Raw genomic sequence first — 17,351 nt, forward strand, 5'->3', positions numbered from 1 at the left:
GCGGCCGCCCCTTTTCGGTGCGGCTTCAGGGTTCGGCGGAGCCGGCGCGGGCGCTTTGGTCAGTTATGAAAGCGATAGCCGAACGAGAGGCTGGGCGTTTGCTGCAGGCTCACTCCTTGGAAACTCGGCTTTACGGTCAACATGTGCTGCTGTTGAACGCGCAGGTAAATGCTGTTAGTAAAAAAATACTTCATCGTTCCTGTCACGTAGGTGTACATGCTGTCGTCGCTACTGCGCTGTCCGAATGGCAGCGAGTACCCCAACCCAAGCATGCCGCCTACCTCGATGCGCGGGTAAAGTTCGTATAGATACGCAAAGTTTCCATCGAGCTTCACGTCCACTTGTTTTGAATCGGAGTGCATTTGCGCGTTAAAACCAGCGCTGATGGTGCTGCTGTTGCGCTTGAAAAAGCACATCTCAAACGTGCCGACAAACCCGATGGGAGAACAGATTTTGAAAAAGTCAGAAACACCGTTGATTGTCGCGGCGTGGTCTTGTGGCCGATACACCGGCGCGTACCCCACACTCAGGTCATAATAGAAGAAGATGGGCCTGCGCCAGAGCATTACACGCAGTATCCCCCGCACCTCTGCGTAAATATTCCGCGGCGTTATTGCGCGCAGCGTGTATGACCCGGTTTTGAGCGCCGCGTTGGGAATGGCAACCATCCAATTTCCCTCTTTGTTTTTTGAAACCGAAAGGGGTTTTACATACGCTCCAGCCTCATCCGCCTTATCATCGGGGAACAGCGCAATGGTCCAGCCCTTTTCATACGTCCACGAGCGGTCGAGCACCACGGTGTATGCCTCTCCGCCAACTACGTGCTCTATGGTGCTTGGCGTAATCCCCCCTGTTTTTGGTTTGTGTACTTTCTCAATGGATAAGCTGGTCCACGCGCTTGCAGACGCGCGATGCAACACGTCGTAAGCAATAATCTGGTATTGGTACGACCCCGGTCTGAGTTGGGAAAAACTATAACTGCGCGTTGTGGCAACCGCGTTCGTCACTATTCTGCCGTGGGCATTGCGAATAAGCACTCGGTAGCTCACCGCCCCCGGCACTTCCTGCCAGCTGATACGCGCTTCCTGTTCTTTTAACTGAGATACGTGGACGAGTTCCTTCGCGTGCAGTTGCGCAAATAGCAGCACCGCACACGGTATACACACGCGGCTAATGATACTCATAACGGACAATTTCTTTTGCGCGCGGCCTTTCAAGTTCAGACACCCGTATGGTGAACGCGCGCACCGTCTGTGCACTTGCAGGCTCATAGCCTTCCTGCTCTGTGTGTGCCTGTATGACCCAATGAAATGACCCTTCCTCAAGGTGCGCTAAGTTGGTAAATGAGAACTCCACCCCTGTGGTAGTTGCCGTTTGCAGTACCGCATCTGTCTTCTTGTTTTTTAACGTCACCGTATACCGCTGTGCGTTATGCACCGCCGTCCACTTACAACGCAACGCGCGATGCTGCAAAAGGTATTTTTCAGTAATGAGTGCTGGCATGTCGCGCAGCACAAAGGAAGGAGCGCGGAGCGCAATCAAGTCACGCGTCTCTGGCTCCTCTTCCCACGCGTGCATTCCTTCAATGACCGTGAACGCGCGCAGTGCAGAGTAGGGGGAGCGATCGCTCCGACGCGTTTCCCACGCTACCTGCCACTGATATGTTCCTTCCTGCAATCGTGCACGCAGGCTCCGCATGGGAACGGTAAGAAAGGGTACCGACGTGGTAGTCACAAGCGGGGACGCGTTTGCATCCATGTTTTTAACCGTCCAGACATAGCGCCGTGCTTCTGGTATTGGCTCGCAGGTAAAGATTACCATGCGATTCTCCCGATCCGCGTGTTCGAGCACCTCGTCCTCGGCGGGAAAGAGCGCAACGGGCGCATGCAGCTCCTTTCCCTGTTTGATGGAGAAGGTTCCTACCTCAGAAGCAAAGGCTGGGTCTTCTATTCCCTCATCAAAGCGAGGTACCACCTTCCAGAAATACGTTCCCTCACCGAGCCCGGGTACCGAGATCTCCGGCGTACGCAAAGAGAATGTCTTCACATCCGTGCTAAAGTCGGCCCGAGAAGAAAGCAGCAGCCGGTACTGTTCCACGTCTTCTACAGACGTCCAGGAAAAAAGGGTAGGAGGGATCGCATCCCGATAGGAGAGTACTGCCTGAGCACGCGGCGTGTGCAGCATCACCTTACGCGCGCGACGCACAGAAAAGGAACGGGGCGCTGACGCCATGCCGTTCTGCGGGACCAGGCGCCAAAACCAGCGTCCTTCCCCGAGTCGTTCGCTGGTTTTGAATGTTGTCCTCGAGGCGTTTGCCTCATGCGGAAGGGTAAGTTTTCTTTCCGTTTCAATAACCGAGAAGTCCGCGTATCGGCTAATTTGGAGACGGACGCTCGGCTGTACCGTCGTGGCATCGCCGAGCCAGACAAAGCCCACAGATCTGGTGTGCTCGGCGGTTAGGAGAAGTGCATCCTGGTCGGGTAGGAGAGGGACAAAGGTGGGGTGCAGAATGCGCACAGTGCCATCCTCTCGGGAAGCAGCAAGTTGGGTGAACGTCTGAAGGGGGAGTGTCTGTCCCTGCGCATCGTGAAGGAGTGCCTCACCGCGTGCTATCTCGACAGTTGAATCGCGTTCGCCTCCGCGCACATTCACCTGACCGTCCCCAGAAAGCGAGATGGTTGTCTTTCCTACATGTACGGTATGCGCTGTTGGATTCCCAGCGGCGCGTGCGTAGCGCATCGCTCCTGTGACCAAACGTACATCCTTCTTTTTCATTCCCGTGTGACTGATGCGCACCATGGTATTTTCTGCAATGTCGAGCCTGCTGTTATCAGTGAACACAATGACAGCTTCAGAACCGGTGGTGGTGCGCAGCACGTCCCGATGGTAGACGGGCGCCCCATCTTTGAGTTTGAGCCATAGGGCTTGGTTGTTTTTTTTGCGGGTTGCGGTTTTTTTATAAAAAAAAACCCGTCCGATTGGATTTCCCTTCCCCTGGGACAGACGGAGCGCGCGGGAGTAGCCCCAGCCGAGAGGCAGGATAAGGAGGAGAATAACGACCGTAACCGTGGTATCCTGCTTAGATAACTTCATACTTCTTTTCTTCAAAGTCAGGGTCGGCAGAAAGCCCCGGCTTTTCAATGGAAAGAAGTGCACGCAGCTCATCGAGCGTCTGCGGTCCGTCATGCCCCTTTAGATTGATAGCAGCGTACACATTCAGCGGTTCTCGTTTTCCTTTCACCTTTATGGGGGGCATTTTCTCCACTATAAGCATATCTTTAACGAGCTCATATGTGTTTTCGGAGATAAGAAAGTCAGTGCCGAACGGCTTATTCAGTGCTTCGATCCTGCTTGCGGTGTTCACCGCGTCTCCGATGACGGTGTATTCCATACGTTTGGAGGAGCCGATTTGACCTGCAACGCAGGAGCCTGTGTTTACGCCGCATCCGATGCCAATGCGAGGCTTTGAGCATGCGACGCGCTTTTCGTTCAGTTGAATAAGGCTTTCGCGCATGAGGAAGACCGCTTTCATGCTCTGCAATGCGTCTAAGCGTGCAGAGCCGAGGGAAACTGGCGCTCCCCATATCGCCATAATCGCATCTCCAATAAACTTGTCCACCACGCCGCCTGTCTGCTCGATGCAGTCTACCATACAGCTCATGTACTCGTTGAGAAACTCTACTACGTCCTCAGGGGGAAGCTTCTCTGACATCTCAGTAAAGGAGCGCACGTCTGAGAAAAAAATGGTAGCGGTTTTCCGTTCCCCTCCCAGTGCGAGCTCTCCCTTCATGGCCTTCTCTGCGATGTCTCTATTTACAAATTTGCCAAACGCTTCTTTCATGCGTTCCCGTTCTGCCAGACCACGCCCCATACTCACGAATGTTTCGGTGAGGAGGCCAATTTCGTCTTTGCTTGAAGGCTTGATATCCAGGAGGAACTGTCCTGAGCTGATAGCGTGCGTTGCGCCGACGAGGGTAAGGATAGGACGGGTGATAGACTGCGCAATGAACCAGACAAGCAAGATAGAGGCGAGGAGCACCATGCCGGTGAGGATACCGTCGAGGATAATCGCGTAATATACTGCCTGGTACACCACACTCATAGGCGTTTCTAGGACTATGGCGAACTTTCCAAAGGTTTGCTTGGCAAACGCGCCGAAGTAGCGCTTGTTGTCCGTGCCGATGAAGCTGATTTGTTTGGTCAGCTGTGTAGATTCGCGCAAATCGCGCACAACGGGCGAGTCCTGCAAGTTAACGTTGCTGTAATTGAGAGAGTATTCCGGGTGGTACAGGGAGTTCCCCGCCCAGGTGACGGCATACATGGTTCCGGAGGAGGCTCCAGATTCTAGCAGGTGCTGAATGACATCCGCTGAGAAGATAACCACAACGTTACGCGTAGCGCCGTCAACTTCAAAGGGCGCGACGATAGCAATGATCTGCGCTTTAAACCAGGGGGCGGCGTTGAGCGTGGCTGGGGCAGTTTGAAGTGTGGAAATAACCTGTGCGTTGTCAGCTAGGAAGCGACGAGCGTCTGCCACCCGCAGCTGATTTTGCTTGAAGAAGTCGCCGTTCCACAGCTCGGCTACACCGCCGACTCCGATGTAGCCGATGCGCGGGTAAAAGGAAAAAAAATCTTTAGAAAGTGCGGACCGCGAGTGCATGCGCGTGCCACTTCTGAGGCCAAGGGAAACGAAGGACTTGGCGCTTGTGGCAATGGCTTCGAATTCCCCTTTGATTTGCGCAGCAAAGTTCTCCGCAGCGGCAAGATTATTAAGCTCAGCATTACTGTGCAGACTCGAAGCGAAGAACCAGGAAGCCATGGCCGTAACCGCAATGGTGGCAAGCACCACCACCGTGCTGATAATACCGATGAGTTTCGTCGTAAGCGGCCACACAATTTTCTGATTCGCGTTCTTTCTGCTCATGTTCTGGGTACCGCGTCGGCGAGCGTCCGTGTGTGCAATAGGGCCATACCTTTCTCTTTTGTTTGCACCATAATTCCGCGCGGAGTGACGGTGACGGCGGTATAAGGCGTCACCTGCGCTGCAGAACGAGCAGTCAGCTCAAGATTTTTGGTAAAGCGTCCCAGGAAGTGGCTGCCATTTTCGTCGATCACCGCATAGTAGTGCTCCTCTTCCCTCAAGAGAAAACTTTGCGCAGCTATACGCTGGGTACTCTCTTTGGTTACCTCCAGCGTCTTTGGGTCTATGTGCACGAGGCGGACGGTGCCGTTCCCTGTCGTGTCAGCAATGGCGACGAGCGCGTGAGGCTCGCTGTACAGGAGCCGGTTGCGGACGGTCCGTAGGGAAGAAGAACGCAAAGGCGCCTCAGTCTTTGGATCAACGAGCACGATTTCCGATAACAAGTGCTGGGCATCCACCACCTTGAGGCCGTAGCAGGGCGCGACACTCTCACGCGCTTCCTGTGCGCCGTGCGTCGCTTTCGCGCGCCCTGCATTCATCATGCGCTGCATGTCACCGGCAACCTCCAACCGCTCCCGTTGTGCTTCTGCACTTTTCTGCTGTGCTCGCTGCTCCTGACTGCGCGCTTCACGCGCGAGGCTCTCGGCCTGTTCGGCCGCCTTCTGCGCAGTGTGAGCCGCCTGCTGAGCTTCCTGCTGCGCACGCTCGGCGACGCGCTCCTTCTCTTCTGCTTCCTGCGTACGCGCCGGGTCCGGTGAGTTCTGCGCCGCCTGCTGAGCTTGCTGAGCTTCTCGGCGTGTCTTGTCCGCGTGTGCCTGGGCGCGCTGAGCCTGAGTGGACAGCTCCGCCGCGCGCTCCTGCGCCTGCTGTGACTGCTGTGCTAGTTGTTGGGCCCGGCGCGTTCCTTCCTGCGCCTCCCGCTCTTTGAGGTCAATCATGTCCTTGCGCAAATCAATGTTCTTGTCCGGATCTTCACGCAGCCGCTCTACCACCCGCTTGTCAGAAATGGCGCCGGTGTCCACTGCGCTGAGTGCGTCAGAGTGCCCGGAAAGGGGAATGACGAGCTGCGTTTTTCCCGGCCACTGATCGAAACGGCGCGCAATACCGACGTGCTCGGGGGAGAGATGCGCCGTTACCACCCCCTTGTAGCGCGCCTTGAATGTGGGAAGGTCTGCACGATACACCGCGTTGTACACCGTTGCAAAGGTTGCTATCGTGCGTGCGTCCTGCAGGCGATAGCCATAGGCGGCAGAAAGATAGGCGGCGACGATCGCGCGTATATTGTCGATATGGTCCACCCGTGCCTGTGCGCCAATGATGAGGATGTCTGCATCAAAGCCATTGGTCGTGTGGGGATCTACTGCGTGAATAAGCGCGTAACGCGCACGATCCCCCGCAACACCGCCGCGCAGTGCAGAGGCCAAGCCCTCCCCGATGCGCCTGATAGCGGCGGCGCTATCTACGTCCGTGTGGGTTCCTGCAAAATTTTCAAACTCTACCGTGGCGTTTGCACGCTCAAGCTCACGGCGATCCACCTCGAGTGCAAAAAGACAGCCTGCGCCCAACACGGCACACATGGGCAGCACGTTCTTCATGACCCTCTCCCCCTTCTACACCTTTGTTTTTGAATACCGCACGCCTAGACACCTGAGATCCCAACCTTCCTGCGTCATCAAAGCCCCATCAGCGTAGCATACTCTGAACGAGAGTTCTTGCATAGGCCCGTATGGCGTACGGGAAGGCCCCCGTGGAGATGCGGGAGAGTTCTGAGACTGCCTTTTCAGAAAGGGTGCGCGGTGCACTGCGCGCGCATGCAGCGAGTGCATCGCACGCTGCACGCATCAGCGACTCGGCGCGTGCGTCCTTAGCACGCGTGACTCGGTACAGCGCAAGTAGTGCCCGATCATCGGGGCCGAACGTGCAGCGGGTGAGCCCTTTGAGGATACCTTCGAGCACGGTGTAGTCCTGCTCTTTGAGAAGCTCAAGGAGCGCGTCTCGGTATTCGTGTGCGCCTAAGGCTCCTAACAGCGTTGCTGCCTGCGCTCTCCTGGCAGAGGTCACTGCAGGCGCCCGTGCGCGGGCGTGATGCGGTGAAGTAAGAAGCGCGTGCAACGAGCGGGCATAGGCCGGTTCTCGAGGTCCTACATTTCCTTCCTTCAGGGATGTTTGCACTGCCTGAAAGAGAAGCTCAGGGGTGGCGTACGGTCCGGGCGGCGACGTTGTGTGCGTCTTTTGCGCGTTGTCTGTCTTTCCGCTGTTTTTTGCAGGAGTGGGGGAAGAGAAGAACGGGTCGGAGGAGAAGGCTGACTCGGGGGAGAAGGAGCGGAAAGACTCCTTTGCAGAGGAGAAGAACGGGTCGGAGGAGAAGATTGAGTCATAAGGCGACCGCTTAGCAGGGGCAGCAGGGCGAGAAGGGGGAGCCTCTTGCACGTGTGCACGGCGTGAAGAACCGAGCACGTGAAAATAGCTATCGCGGTTGTATATGGGCGTGTGGTCAATGAGTCTTGTTTCTGCACGGTATGCGTTGAGTACCCAACCGCCTGCAGATACTACGAGCCCGTCCGTGGTGATAAGCGGAGTAAACGGTGTTTCGTACAGCGAAATGTTCCACTTCAGCGCGCCTCCTGCGCTGAGGGTAATCGCCCGCGCTGTATCGCTGAGCACTATTTCGTCCCCCTGTACGCGGCACTGGGCAGCCGAGGAAAAGGTACACGGAAGTGTGAGCGAGAAAAGCTCATTTTCCCCATCTGCGTCGTAGGCACGCACCGCACCGTCTGCAAAAAGGGCGATGAGCATGTTTTCAGTAGCAAAAAGAGCGACACAAGAGCGCTGTGTGCTGATACGCACCGGCACCGGCGCCTGGTGCTGCTTCGCGGTCTTTCCCGCCTGAGTCTTATCAGTCGTACTGCTTAGCGTGTCAGTGCGCACGCGCCACAGGCCCTGATCTGTGGCAACGACGTACCCGCGTGGGGTGCTCGTCAGCGCACGTACGGACCCTGATGCGCGCAGGGCGCCTTTTTTTTCTCCAAATATGGACCAGTACTCCACGGTTCCCTGCGGGCCCGTGATGAAAAATTCGCGCGTTTTTGCATCTGTCGGAGGAAGGAGGGGCTTTGCGCCAAGCTTCTGACTCCACAGGCGCTGGCCGGTACTGCTGAAGCACAGCAGGGCGTGTGCGGTGGTGTACAGCAGCCGTCCGTCTCTTAAAATTACAGGCGCGGTGCACAGCCCCCCGTTCGCCGCGTTCACCGCACGCTTTGCACCGCGCGTGGCAGCAGGCAGGACAGCAAATTCTCGGACGGGTATGCCCTGGCTGGAGAAAACCCATACGCGTCCGCTAACCTCGCTTACGTACACGAGTCCATCGTCAGAAACGCTGAGAAAGGGAGTGCCGACTACGGGGCAGTTTCTGCGCCACACGAAGGATCCTTTGGAGTTTACGCAGTTGAGGGCGCGGTCTGCGCTAAATGTGTAGATGAGCGAATCGTAGCGCACCGGCTGTGTTACGTTCTGCCCTGCAAGGACCACACTCCAGGAGGGATCCTTGTTTCCGGCGTGTGCGGCGCCACTGCGTGCGGCGCAAGGATCTGCAAGGCAGAACGCCAGGAACACTGTGAGGGCGCGGTACCGTACGGGTATGCGCACCCTTTCTGCACGGTACTGGTTCTGGTTTCTTTGAGGGAGGGTGTGTATCCCTTTACCCACTGTGGTTGCCTCCGTAGCGAGCTTTGTGTAGGGTCGAATGGGAGATGCCTCAAGCGTGCGGCGCCGGATGCGCTGCGTATGTGCCTGCGCGGAGCCCACGCGCCCTGTGGGGCGGAGCTTTTTCCCGTAAAACCTTGCAAACGAAAGAACGCCTGTGGTAGAATCGGCCCGCGCTGGGTGAAGGGTCTTGTGACGTTTCATTCTCACATCATTGTACTGAGGGAGTGGCTTATGGGATACGGTTCATCAGCTGAGGAAACGTCTTCTACACCGCATGCGTCAGGCCAAAGGAAGGTTGGTTTTCTGTCCCTGCGCACCAAGCTCGCGCTGGTGTTTGGGCTGCTCGCGTTCGTGTCTGGTCTGGTCCAGGGCGGTATATTGGTCGTTCTTGCGCGTAGCTCTATAATTAGGGAGATTTCTAGCCACCTTGCTGACCGTGCTCGGGATACCTCCGCCGTCGCGGAAGGGCGGATCGGCGCGCTGTTCCAGTTTTTGGAAGGTTTGGCACGTCTTGAAGTTTTGCAAGGCTCGTCCGACAGGCGCCGTGCTCAGGTGGACAGGCTAGGGAGGGAAGCGTTTTTTAACCGGGATATCACGCGTCTTGCGGTGGTAGATCGCGCGGGCGTGTTGTACGCGGAGGACGGGAGCACGCATTACGTACAAGATCGAAAGTACTTTCAGCAGGCGGTTAAAGGCCGTCGTTACGTCTCTGCGCCCTATCGCTCGCGTTCGTCGAATGACATGGTCATTACCTTTTCCGTCCCGGTATATGGCGAGGATCGGCAGATTATTGCCGTGCTCGCAGCGGATGTGATTTGGACGTGGCTGTGTGATATCACGGGGGATTTTTCTGTAGGGGGGACGGGGAAAAGCGCCATTTTTGACGAGGTTGGTACCATTGTCGCGCACCCACGTCACGAGGTAGTGGAGCAGCAGACAAATTATATCCGCCTGGCAAAGGAAGACCCGGCCACGTACGCGTCCGTCTCAGAGTTCGTTGAGAAGATTATCAAGTCAGACTCTGTTGGCTCTCACGCGTTCTCGCATGAAGGCTCAGAGAAAATCGGTTCGTATGCCAAGATGAAGAGCACAGGATGGACCGTCGTGGTGTTTGCGACTGTCTCCGAGTTTATGGGGCCTGTGTACACCCTGCAGAACTACCTGCTTGCGGTGGGTATCATTGTGGTACTCTTCTCCCTCATTGTGGTGTATGCCGTTGCGCGCAAGATTGTGCGCCCGCTACGCTCTACCGTCAGGGTGTTAGAAGACACCGCGTACGGTGAAGGTGACCTGACCGTGCGTTTGCCAGTGGTTGGAGGGGACGAGGTATCGCTGCTTTGCCAGTACTTTAACCAGACGATGGAGAAAATTCGCTTCGCTATCGCCACGGTGGGGTCGAGCTCTGACGACATGCGGCGCATCGGGGACGAGCTTGCCAGCAACATGACTGAAACAGCCAGTGCGGTAAACGAGATTACCGCCAATATCGATGGTGTCAAGCACCAAGTTGACTTGCAGGTGAGTGGGGTGTCTGAGGCCACGGACACGGTGGAACGTATCATCAAGACAATTAAGGGGCTGAACAGTAGCATTGAGACGCAGGCGGTGAACGTCGCACAGTCTTCCTCCTCAGTTGAGCAAATGGTTGCCAACATTGTGTCTATTACGCAGACACTTGAACGGAGTGATGAGGCGGTGCACAGTCTTGCTATTGCCACCGCTGACGGGCGTGACACGCTGGTTAGCTCTATCGGTATTACGCAAAAGATCAGTGAGGAATCGGGAAGCTTGCTTGAGGCGAGCAGTGTTATTCAGCACATTGCAAGTCAGACGAACCTGCTTGCAATGAACGCCGCTATCGAGGCGGCGCATGCGGGCGAGGCAGGAAAGGGTTTTGCGGTGGTTGCGGATGAGATCCGTAAGCTTGCGGAAGAGTCTAGCACCCAAGGAAAGACCATCACTGAGACGCTCAAGACGCTCAGTGTGGAAATAGATACGCTTTCCACGTCTTCAAGAGCGGTTGAGGAGCAGTTTGATACCATCTTCCGTTTGTCCGATCAGGTGCGTACAATGAGCCGGTCGCTGACAGAGGCGATGAAAGAGCAGTCGGATGGAAGCCGTGAGGTCCTAGCTGCGATTAAGAGCATCAATGCCGCCACCGTAGACGTGAAGGAGGGGTCTGCGGATATGCTCAAAGGGGGCGAGGTTATTGCACGCGAGATGCAACGCTTGGACGACTTAACTAGTGAAATTGCCGGAAGTATGAATGAGATGGCAGCTGGTGCCATCGAGATCAATAACGCAGTACACGAGGTTAATGAGATAACACAGCGTAGCAAGCAGAGCATCAGCAGTCTTGCAGATGAGGTGGAGAAATTCAAGGTATAGAGTCCGCATTGTACGTGCTCTGCTGTTCTGCGCGTGTAGTTTTTCTTAGTGCAGTGAGAACGGCTTGACAAAGCCGTGGGTTCGCGCGTACAGTCCGGGGCGCGTAGTCATCGCCAACTTAGCTCAGTCGGTCTAGAGCGCGTGATTTGTAATCTCGAGGTCTAGGGTTCGAATCCCTAAGTTGGCTTGTTCGTCTGGGGAGTTTCCCGAGTGGTCAAAGGGAGCAGACTGTAAATCTGTTGGCGTTGTCTTCCAAGGTTCGAATCCTTGACTCCCCACTTTCGTCTTCCGTTTGCTTTTGGGTGATCTTTTGGGTAGTGTCTGACTTGTCTTTTCCTGGCGTTTCGTTCCAGGCGTTTTTGCTAGCTGCTGTGCCTCTTGTCACTTTCTTGAGTGCAGGATGTTCTTTTCGCGCGCGTGCGCGCGGTGCGGAAGGATTTCAGTGGCGGAGGGGGGGGTGTGCGTGTGCACTTCTGGGGGGTGCGGGGGTCTGTGCCTACTCCTGTGACACCTCGACAGGTCCAGTCAAAGATAGCGGCTGTCGTTCAGCGCATAAGTGCAAAGGATGTCAGGAATCAGAGATCCAAGGAGCGTTTTATTTCTGACCTGCCTGCCTGGCTCTTTGGGACTACGGGTGGGAATACTACGTGCGTGGAGATGGAGACTGATTGCGGGGAAACCCTCATCTTTGACGCGGGGACGGGCATTCGTGATCTGGGTATTGATCTTATGAGCCGTCCAGGCTACAGGGCGCAGGGGCATGTATATCACCTCCTGTTTACGCATTTTCATTGGGATCACATCCAGGGACTACCCTTTTTCAATCCTGCCTTTGATCCTCGTAATACCATTATCGTCTATAGCACTCGCAAGAAAATGAAGGAATTCCTTGAAGATCAGATGAGGTATCCTTACTTTCCAATATCTATGTTTGGACGCGACGGTTTTAACGCAAAGTTTGAATTTCGCCTGATAGGTAACCATGAGGAGTGCTTTACTATTGGGAAGACGAAGATAACTTGGAACCGGGTGCGTCATCCAGGCGGATGTGTATCGTATGCGGTGAGCGAGGCTGGTGGGAAGAAGGTGATTTTTTCTACCGACACCGAGTTACGGCAGAAGGATTTTGATAGAAGTGAGCGTAATGTCTGCTTTTACGATGCCGCAAGTCTGCTCATAATTGATTCGCAGTACACCATGACTGAATCCATCAAAAAAGAAGGGTGGGGCCACTCCACGTTCTCTATAGTGGTTGATTTTGCAGTAAGTTGGGGGGTGAGAAGACTGGCACTGTTCCACCATGAACCTACGTATGATGATAAAAAGTTGTTTAGCATTTTGCAGAATGCCTGCTGGTATCGCAAGTACGTTGGTGCGCACGATCTTGAAATACTTCTCGCACAGGAAGGAAAGGATATCTTTGTATGAGTGAGGAGGAGCGCATGTATAGCTTTAGCGGTGAAGAAATCAAGGAACTCGCGCTTCTGTTTCGTCGGTGTGGGCAGACATTGGCGCCGGCGCTGCGCCGTCTTGCGCTGTTTGTCGATCGCACTGTTTGTCGCCATATGACGGTTGAGGAGGCTGAGGATTTTTTCGGTAGTGCAGAGCGCTAGGCAGTCGTGAGTATCCGGACCTTTTCTTTTACTCCCAGCGTTCGGCTGAGGCGCATTGTTCTCTGGGGCAGTTTGTTCTGTGCGGGTGTTCTTTGTCTGCTGTGTCTGTGTCTTTTAGTTGGCCTTGCCCCGGTGCGTCCTTTTGTGAAAAAGGAGCATATGTTCACTGTGCAGTCCGGTGTGGGCGCGCGGAAGGTCATTCACGAACTGAGGAACGCACGGCTTATTCGATCCGAGTGGGCTGCGCGGTTGTACGTGTTCGCGCGCGCGCTTAATTTTAAGGCGGGTAGCTACGCAGTTTCTCCTGCAATGAGTGCGGTGCGCATTTTAACTATGCTCGACGATGTCGAACAACAACGCTTTATTAAGGTCACCGTCCCCGAGGGACTGACGGTAAAGAAAATTGCTGTACTGTTGCAAGACGCTACAGTGGTAAGTGCAGCGGCGTTTGTGGAAGCTTGCACGAGCGCTGCATTGCGAACGCGCTATAAGATCCCTGCTCCTTCAGTGGAGGGTTTTCTCTATCCTGATACGTATTTTTTTAGTTACCAGGAACGCGCGGCCAATGTGGTGGGAACCATGATCGAAAACTTTCTGGCCAAGACTAGCCAGTTGCCGTCGTTTCCTGGTGATCCGGTTGCGCGGTTTAAAACCGTCATACTCGCTTCAATCGTGGAACGCGAGTACCGCGTGGCTTCTGAGGCAGCACGCATCGCAGGTGTTTTTTATAACCGGATGAAGGTGAACATGGGACTGCAATCTTGCGCGACAGTCGAATATGTCATTACTGAAATTGAGGGGAAAGCGCACCCCGAGCGCTTGTTCTTTAAAGACCTTGAAATAGACAGTCCATTTAATACGTACAAATGTGCTGGGCTGCCCCCAGCTCCTATCTCAAATCCTGGGCTCACCGCGTTGAATGCTGCGCTGCATCCTGAAGTGCATGACTTTTTCTATTTTAGGCTCACCGATCCGCAGGCGGGCACGCACACGTTCACCAAGACGTTGGACGAGCATGATCAAGCTGGGCTCATGCTGCTAAAGAAAAATACGGGAATGTAGGCAGTGGCTCGGATTTCTGCGCACGTTATTGATGCGATTGCTGATCGTGTGGATTTGGTTTCGCTGGTGGGAAATTACACGCATCTGGAGCGGCGTGGGGATGACTGGTGGGGTCGCTGTCCATTTCATCATGAGCGTACGCCTTCGTTCCATGTGGTGCCGGATAAAAAGATGTACTATTGCTTTGGGTGTGGGGTTGGTGGATCCACTATTAAGTTTTTTATGGAAATCGAGAAAATAGATTTCCACGAAGCGGCAGTGCGTCTTGCAAAGCGTGCAGGAATCGAGATGTCCTTTGAGGACGGGGTGCACGCTCCTTCTGCTCATGCTTCCTTTACAATGCAGCTGTGTGAAGTGTATCAGCGCATTGCAGAGACGTTCCATCACGTACTTATGCACACCGCGCAAGGAGCGCGTGCGCGCGCGTACCTAGCCTCGCGCAAGGTAACGGATGATTCAATACGCACCTTTAAGCTCGGGTACGCTCCGCCGGATCCGGTATGGTTGTTTCAATTTTTAAGGCACAAGGGATACTCCCCCGAGTTTCTGGCCCGTTCTGGGTTGTTTGCAAAAAAAAGCGAGCGTATCGCCGTTTTTTCAGATCGGATCATGTATCCGATTGCCGACCGCTACGGTCAGGTTATCGCATTCGGAGCGCGCGCCTTGGGGGCTGCACCTGCAAAGTATTTGAACACGGCAGATATGCCACAGTATAAAAAGGGTGAGCACTTGTTTGCGTTTCACTGTGCTCTTTCTCAGATGAGAAAGACGCGCGCGGCGCTTATATGTGAAGGATACATGGATGTTATCGCGTTTCATCAGGCGCAGTTGACGTATGCTGTTGCGCCTTTAGGCGCATTGCTGACGAAAAGCCAGGCACGTTTGGTGCGTTCGTTTGTCGATCGAATATATATGTGTTTTGATGCCGACGGAGCAGGCAGAGCGGCAACGTACAAGGCGATTTTGTTGTGTCGTTCCTTGGGTTTTGAGGTACGGATAGTAGAATTGAATGGAGGTACTGATCCTGCAGAATGTGCGTGTATAGAAGGAGAGGACGCTTTGAGAAAAAGCGTAGAACGGAGCACTACTGACGCGCAGTATTTGATACGGTGTGCGCGCCATGAGCACAGTCACCTTGGTGCAGATGACACATCACGTGCGGTGTCCTTTTTATTCCCTTATCTGAGTGTCTTGGACTCTGCCATTCAGCGTGAGCAAGTCATGCAGGATATTGCGATGGCGTTTGGCATTCGCATACAGGCGGTGCACGCAGATTACCTGCGTTATGTGTCCCGTACCACGCAGAAAGGGACAACAGGGAATAGTGTTCTGTCTGTACAGGGAACAGCGATACAGGTGAAGGAGCCTGCTACAGGAGTACGCACTGCGCAGCTGCGTTTGGTACTAGCGGTGGTAGCAAATCCTGAGTTATTTGAGCTCTTGCGGGAGAGTGTGTGTGCAGATGACTTTGAAGATCCCATGGCAAAAGAGTTATTCATAATCCTAGAGGAGTGTTATCGTGCAGACACGCGTGCAAGTCCGCATGTTCTTTCGTGTTGTACAACCGACGAGTTAAGGAAACTCGTGAGCGAGGCAATTGTCTGTGGTGAGTTCTCTTGCAATGCGCCGCAGATTGTGCGTGACGGTGTTGCGCTCGTGCGTCGTAATAGACTGCTGAAGGAGCGAGAATCGCTCGTAGGGCGGCTGCGTCGATTTGGGGATGCATCTTCGGGTGAGGAGTGCGGGTCTATGCAGGAGCTTATGATGGAAAAGCAGCGGGTTGATGAGGAGTTAGAAAGGTTGAAAGGGGTGAGGAAATGATGGAGCTGTCACGTACTCCTGCGGTGATGCGCCTGTTAGAATATGCGAGGGAGAAGAAGGCTATAACGCATGATGAGGTCGAGAACATACTCGCGCACGATGGCGTTGAGACAGAAGAGCTGCTACATGATGTGCTTGATATGCTTGAGCAGGAGAATATAAAGGTCTTCTCCTCTGAAGAGGAGGAGCTAGAAGACGAAGTCTTTGCAGGGCTGAAAGGACCTGCCGCGGACGATGGCGATGGGTCGTTCCCCCTTTCAACTGAGCGCGTGCGTGATAAGCTGTGCGACAGTAGCCGTGGGGCACGGCAGAACTTGCTGTCAAACGCGCGGAATATTGCACTTGACGATCCGGTGAAACTCTATCTGCGTGATATCGGCCAAGAAAAGTTGCTCACTGCGGAGCAAGAGGTCATGCTTTCAAAGCGGATGGAAGAGGGCGAAGGCATCATAAAGGACATTATTACCCAGTCTGGGCTCCTTCTTCCTGAGTTTTATCACATTGGGCGCAGTCTTTCTAAAAAAGCTCTTGCGGTTTTGGATCCTGCAGAAAGCGGACGTACGAGAAAGGAAATCAGCGAGGAGATGGCCGATCGCCGGCGTCTGAAACAGGCGTACGGAGAGGTGCTTCGCTCCTTGTATCCTGAAATGCGTCATTATATGGCAATGAAAAAGCGGCTGGATGAGCGTGGGGAGCCGGTGACGGTTTTGAGTAGTGATGAAGAAGTGTGTAAGCAGCGCGACAAGTTGCTTTCCTGTTTACAAAAGGTGGACTTGCAATTAGAGGAGATAGATCGCTTTTCTCGAAAATTTTTGGACACCGCGCGAAAAATACGGGAATACAAGCGGCGTAAAGATCGCCACGAAAAGCAACTTATGATTGCTGACCTGTGTGACATGCGCAAGATTGGGCGTGGTCTGGCCGTGCCCCGTCAGCGTGCAAAGTTGGAAGAGACGCTTGGTATGTCTGCAGATTGTATTCAAGAGATCTATACACAGATTCAAAAAGTGACACGCAGGCTGCGACGCATCGAGTATGACTTTGAAAATACCATCGACGGTATTTTATCCATGGCGCGGGCAATTCATCGGGGTCATGTCATGCTCAAGAAGGCAAAGGATAAGCTCATTAATGCTAATCTGCGTTTAGTTGTGTCGATTGCAAAGAAGTACACAAACCGTGGATTGCTTTTTTTTGATCTCGTGCAAGAGGGCAATATTGGGCTGATTAAGGCGGTAGAAAAGTTTGAATATCGCAAGGGATATAAATTTTCCACGTATGCGACGTGGTGGATTCGCCAGGCAATTACCCGTTCTATTTCTGATCAGGCGCGCACCATTCGGGTTCCGGTACACATGATAGAGCAGATAAATAAAGTGACGCGTGAGTCTCGGCAGTTGTTGCAAAAGTTTGGGCGTGAGCCTTCTGATGAAGAAATTGCACAGCAGCTCTGTTGGACAGTTGAAAAAGTTAAGCAGGTAAAAAGTGTTGCGCGCGAGCCTATCTCTCTTGAAACTCCAATCGGAGAGGAGGAGGACTCTTCCTTGGGTGACTTTGTCCCTGACGCTGACGTGGAAAATCCCTCTCGAGTTACAGAAAGAGTCTTGCTTAAAGAGGAAGTGCGATCTATCCTCTCCGCTCTTCCTGCGAGGGAGCACGAAGTTTTGAGAATGCGTTTTGGTCTCGATGGAGACTACTCTCAAACGTTGGAAGAGGTCGGTTTGTACTTTGATGTGACGCGTGAGCGTATTCGGCAGATAGAGGCGAAGGCCCTTAAGCGTTTGCGTCATCCACGACACAGCAGAAGATTGAAGGATTTCCTTGACAGTTAGGGGTATGTT

At 54.0% G+C, this 17,351-nt stretch carries 11 protein-coding genes and 2 tRNA genes; 8 read left to right on the forward strand and 5 right to left on the reverse strand.

From position 1 onward, the window contains the following. Nucleotides 1-59 precede the first annotated feature (59 nt). The 5 genes from TPCCA_RS02340 to TPCCA_RS02360 all read right to left on the reverse strand — a co-directional run bounded on the left by TPCCA_RS02340 (nucleotide 60) and on the right by TPCCA_RS02360 (nucleotide 8,449). Nucleotides 60-1,184 (reverse strand): fibronectin type III domain-containing protein, encoded by a 1,125-nt coding sequence (locus tag TPCCA_RS02340; RefSeq protein ID WP_193386058.1) that lies wholly within the window; start codon nucleotides 1,182-1,184, stop codon nucleotides 60-62. Beyond that, nucleotides 1,171-3,186, reverse strand: a complete 2,016-nt coding sequence (locus TPCCA_RS02345) for a FecR family protein (protein WP_013945128.1) — start codon at nucleotides 3,184-3,186, stop codon at nucleotides 1,171-1,173. Before TPCCA_RS02345 ends, TPCCA_RS02340 begins: the two co-directional genes overlap by 14 nt. Beyond that, nucleotides 3,080-4,924: an adenylate/guanylate cyclase domain-containing protein gene (locus TPCCA_RS02350; RefSeq protein WP_013945129.1), complete on the reverse strand. Its 1,845-nt coding sequence runs from the start codon at nucleotides 4,922-4,924 to the stop codon at nucleotides 3,080-3,082. The genes TPCCA_RS02345 and TPCCA_RS02350 overlap by 107 nt, the downstream gene beginning before the upstream one ends. Further along, a complete protein-coding gene (locus tag TPCCA_RS02355; RefSeq protein ID WP_013945130.1) occupies nucleotides 4,921-6,516 on the reverse strand; it encodes a P83/100 family protein in 1,596 nt (531 codons plus the stop codon). Before TPCCA_RS02355 ends, TPCCA_RS02350 begins: the two co-directional genes overlap by 4 nt. 88 nt (nucleotides 6,517-6,604) lie before the next feature. Next, a complete protein-coding gene (locus TPCCA_RS02360; protein WP_245522205.1) occupies nucleotides 6,605-8,449 on the reverse strand; it encodes a PQQ-binding-like beta-propeller repeat protein in 1,845 nt (614 codons plus the stop codon). A gap of 27 nt (nucleotides 8,450-8,476) precedes the next feature. Between TPCCA_RS02360 and TPCCA_RS02365 the strand changes: the two genes are divergently transcribed. The 8 genes from TPCCA_RS02365 (at nucleotide 8,477) to rpoD (ending at nucleotide 17,342) form a co-directional block, all read left to right on the forward strand. Further along, complete coding sequence (locus TPCCA_RS02365) at nucleotides 8,477-11,014, forward strand: methyl-accepting chemotaxis protein (protein WP_013945132.1); 2,538 nt, start codon at nucleotides 8,477-8,479, stop codon at nucleotides 11,012-11,014. A 112-nt stretch (nucleotides 11,015-11,126) separates the two neighbouring features. Then, nucleotides 11,127-11,201, forward strand: a tRNA-Thr gene (locus TPCCA_RS02370). Nucleotides 11,202-11,210: 9 nt separating this feature from the next. Beyond that, nucleotides 11,211-11,292, forward strand: a tRNA-Tyr gene (locus TPCCA_RS02375). A 181-nt stretch (nucleotides 11,293-11,473) separates the two neighbouring features. Beyond that, nucleotides 11,474-12,442, forward strand: coding sequence for an MBL fold metallo-hydrolase (locus TPCCA_RS02380; RefSeq protein WP_013945133.1), 969 nt, complete (start codon nucleotides 11,474-11,476; stop codon nucleotides 12,440-12,442). Then, nucleotides 12,439-12,627 (forward strand): hypothetical protein, encoded by a 189-nt coding sequence (locus tag TPCCA_RS02385; protein WP_010881939.1) that lies wholly within the window; start codon nucleotides 12,439-12,441, stop codon nucleotides 12,625-12,627. The genes TPCCA_RS02380 and TPCCA_RS02385 overlap by 4 nt, the downstream gene beginning before the upstream one ends. A gap of 6 nt (nucleotides 12,628-12,633) precedes the next feature. Next, nucleotides 12,634-13,689: an endolytic transglycosylase MltG gene (gene mltG / locus TPCCA_RS02390; protein ID WP_013945134.1), complete on the forward strand. Its 1,056-nt coding sequence runs from the start codon at nucleotides 12,634-12,636 to the stop codon at nucleotides 13,687-13,689. Nucleotides 13,690-13,692: 3 nt separating this feature from the next. After that, nucleotides 13,693-15,510: a DNA primase gene (gene dnaG / locus TPCCA_RS02395; RefSeq protein WP_013945135.1), complete on the forward strand. Its 1,818-nt coding sequence runs from the start codon at nucleotides 13,693-13,695 to the stop codon at nucleotides 15,508-15,510. After that, nucleotides 15,507-17,342, forward strand: a complete 1,836-nt coding sequence (gene rpoD / locus TPCCA_RS02400; RefSeq protein WP_013945136.1) for an RNA polymerase sigma factor RpoD — start codon at nucleotides 15,507-15,509, stop codon at nucleotides 17,340-17,342. Before dnaG ends, rpoD begins: the two co-directional genes overlap by 4 nt. Nucleotides 17,343-17,351: the final 9 nt, after the last annotated feature.

The organism is Treponema paraluiscuniculi Cuniculi A (genome assembly GCF_000217655.1).
Lineage (GTDB): Bacteria > Spirochaetota > Spirochaetia > Treponematales > Treponemataceae > Treponema > Treponema pallidum.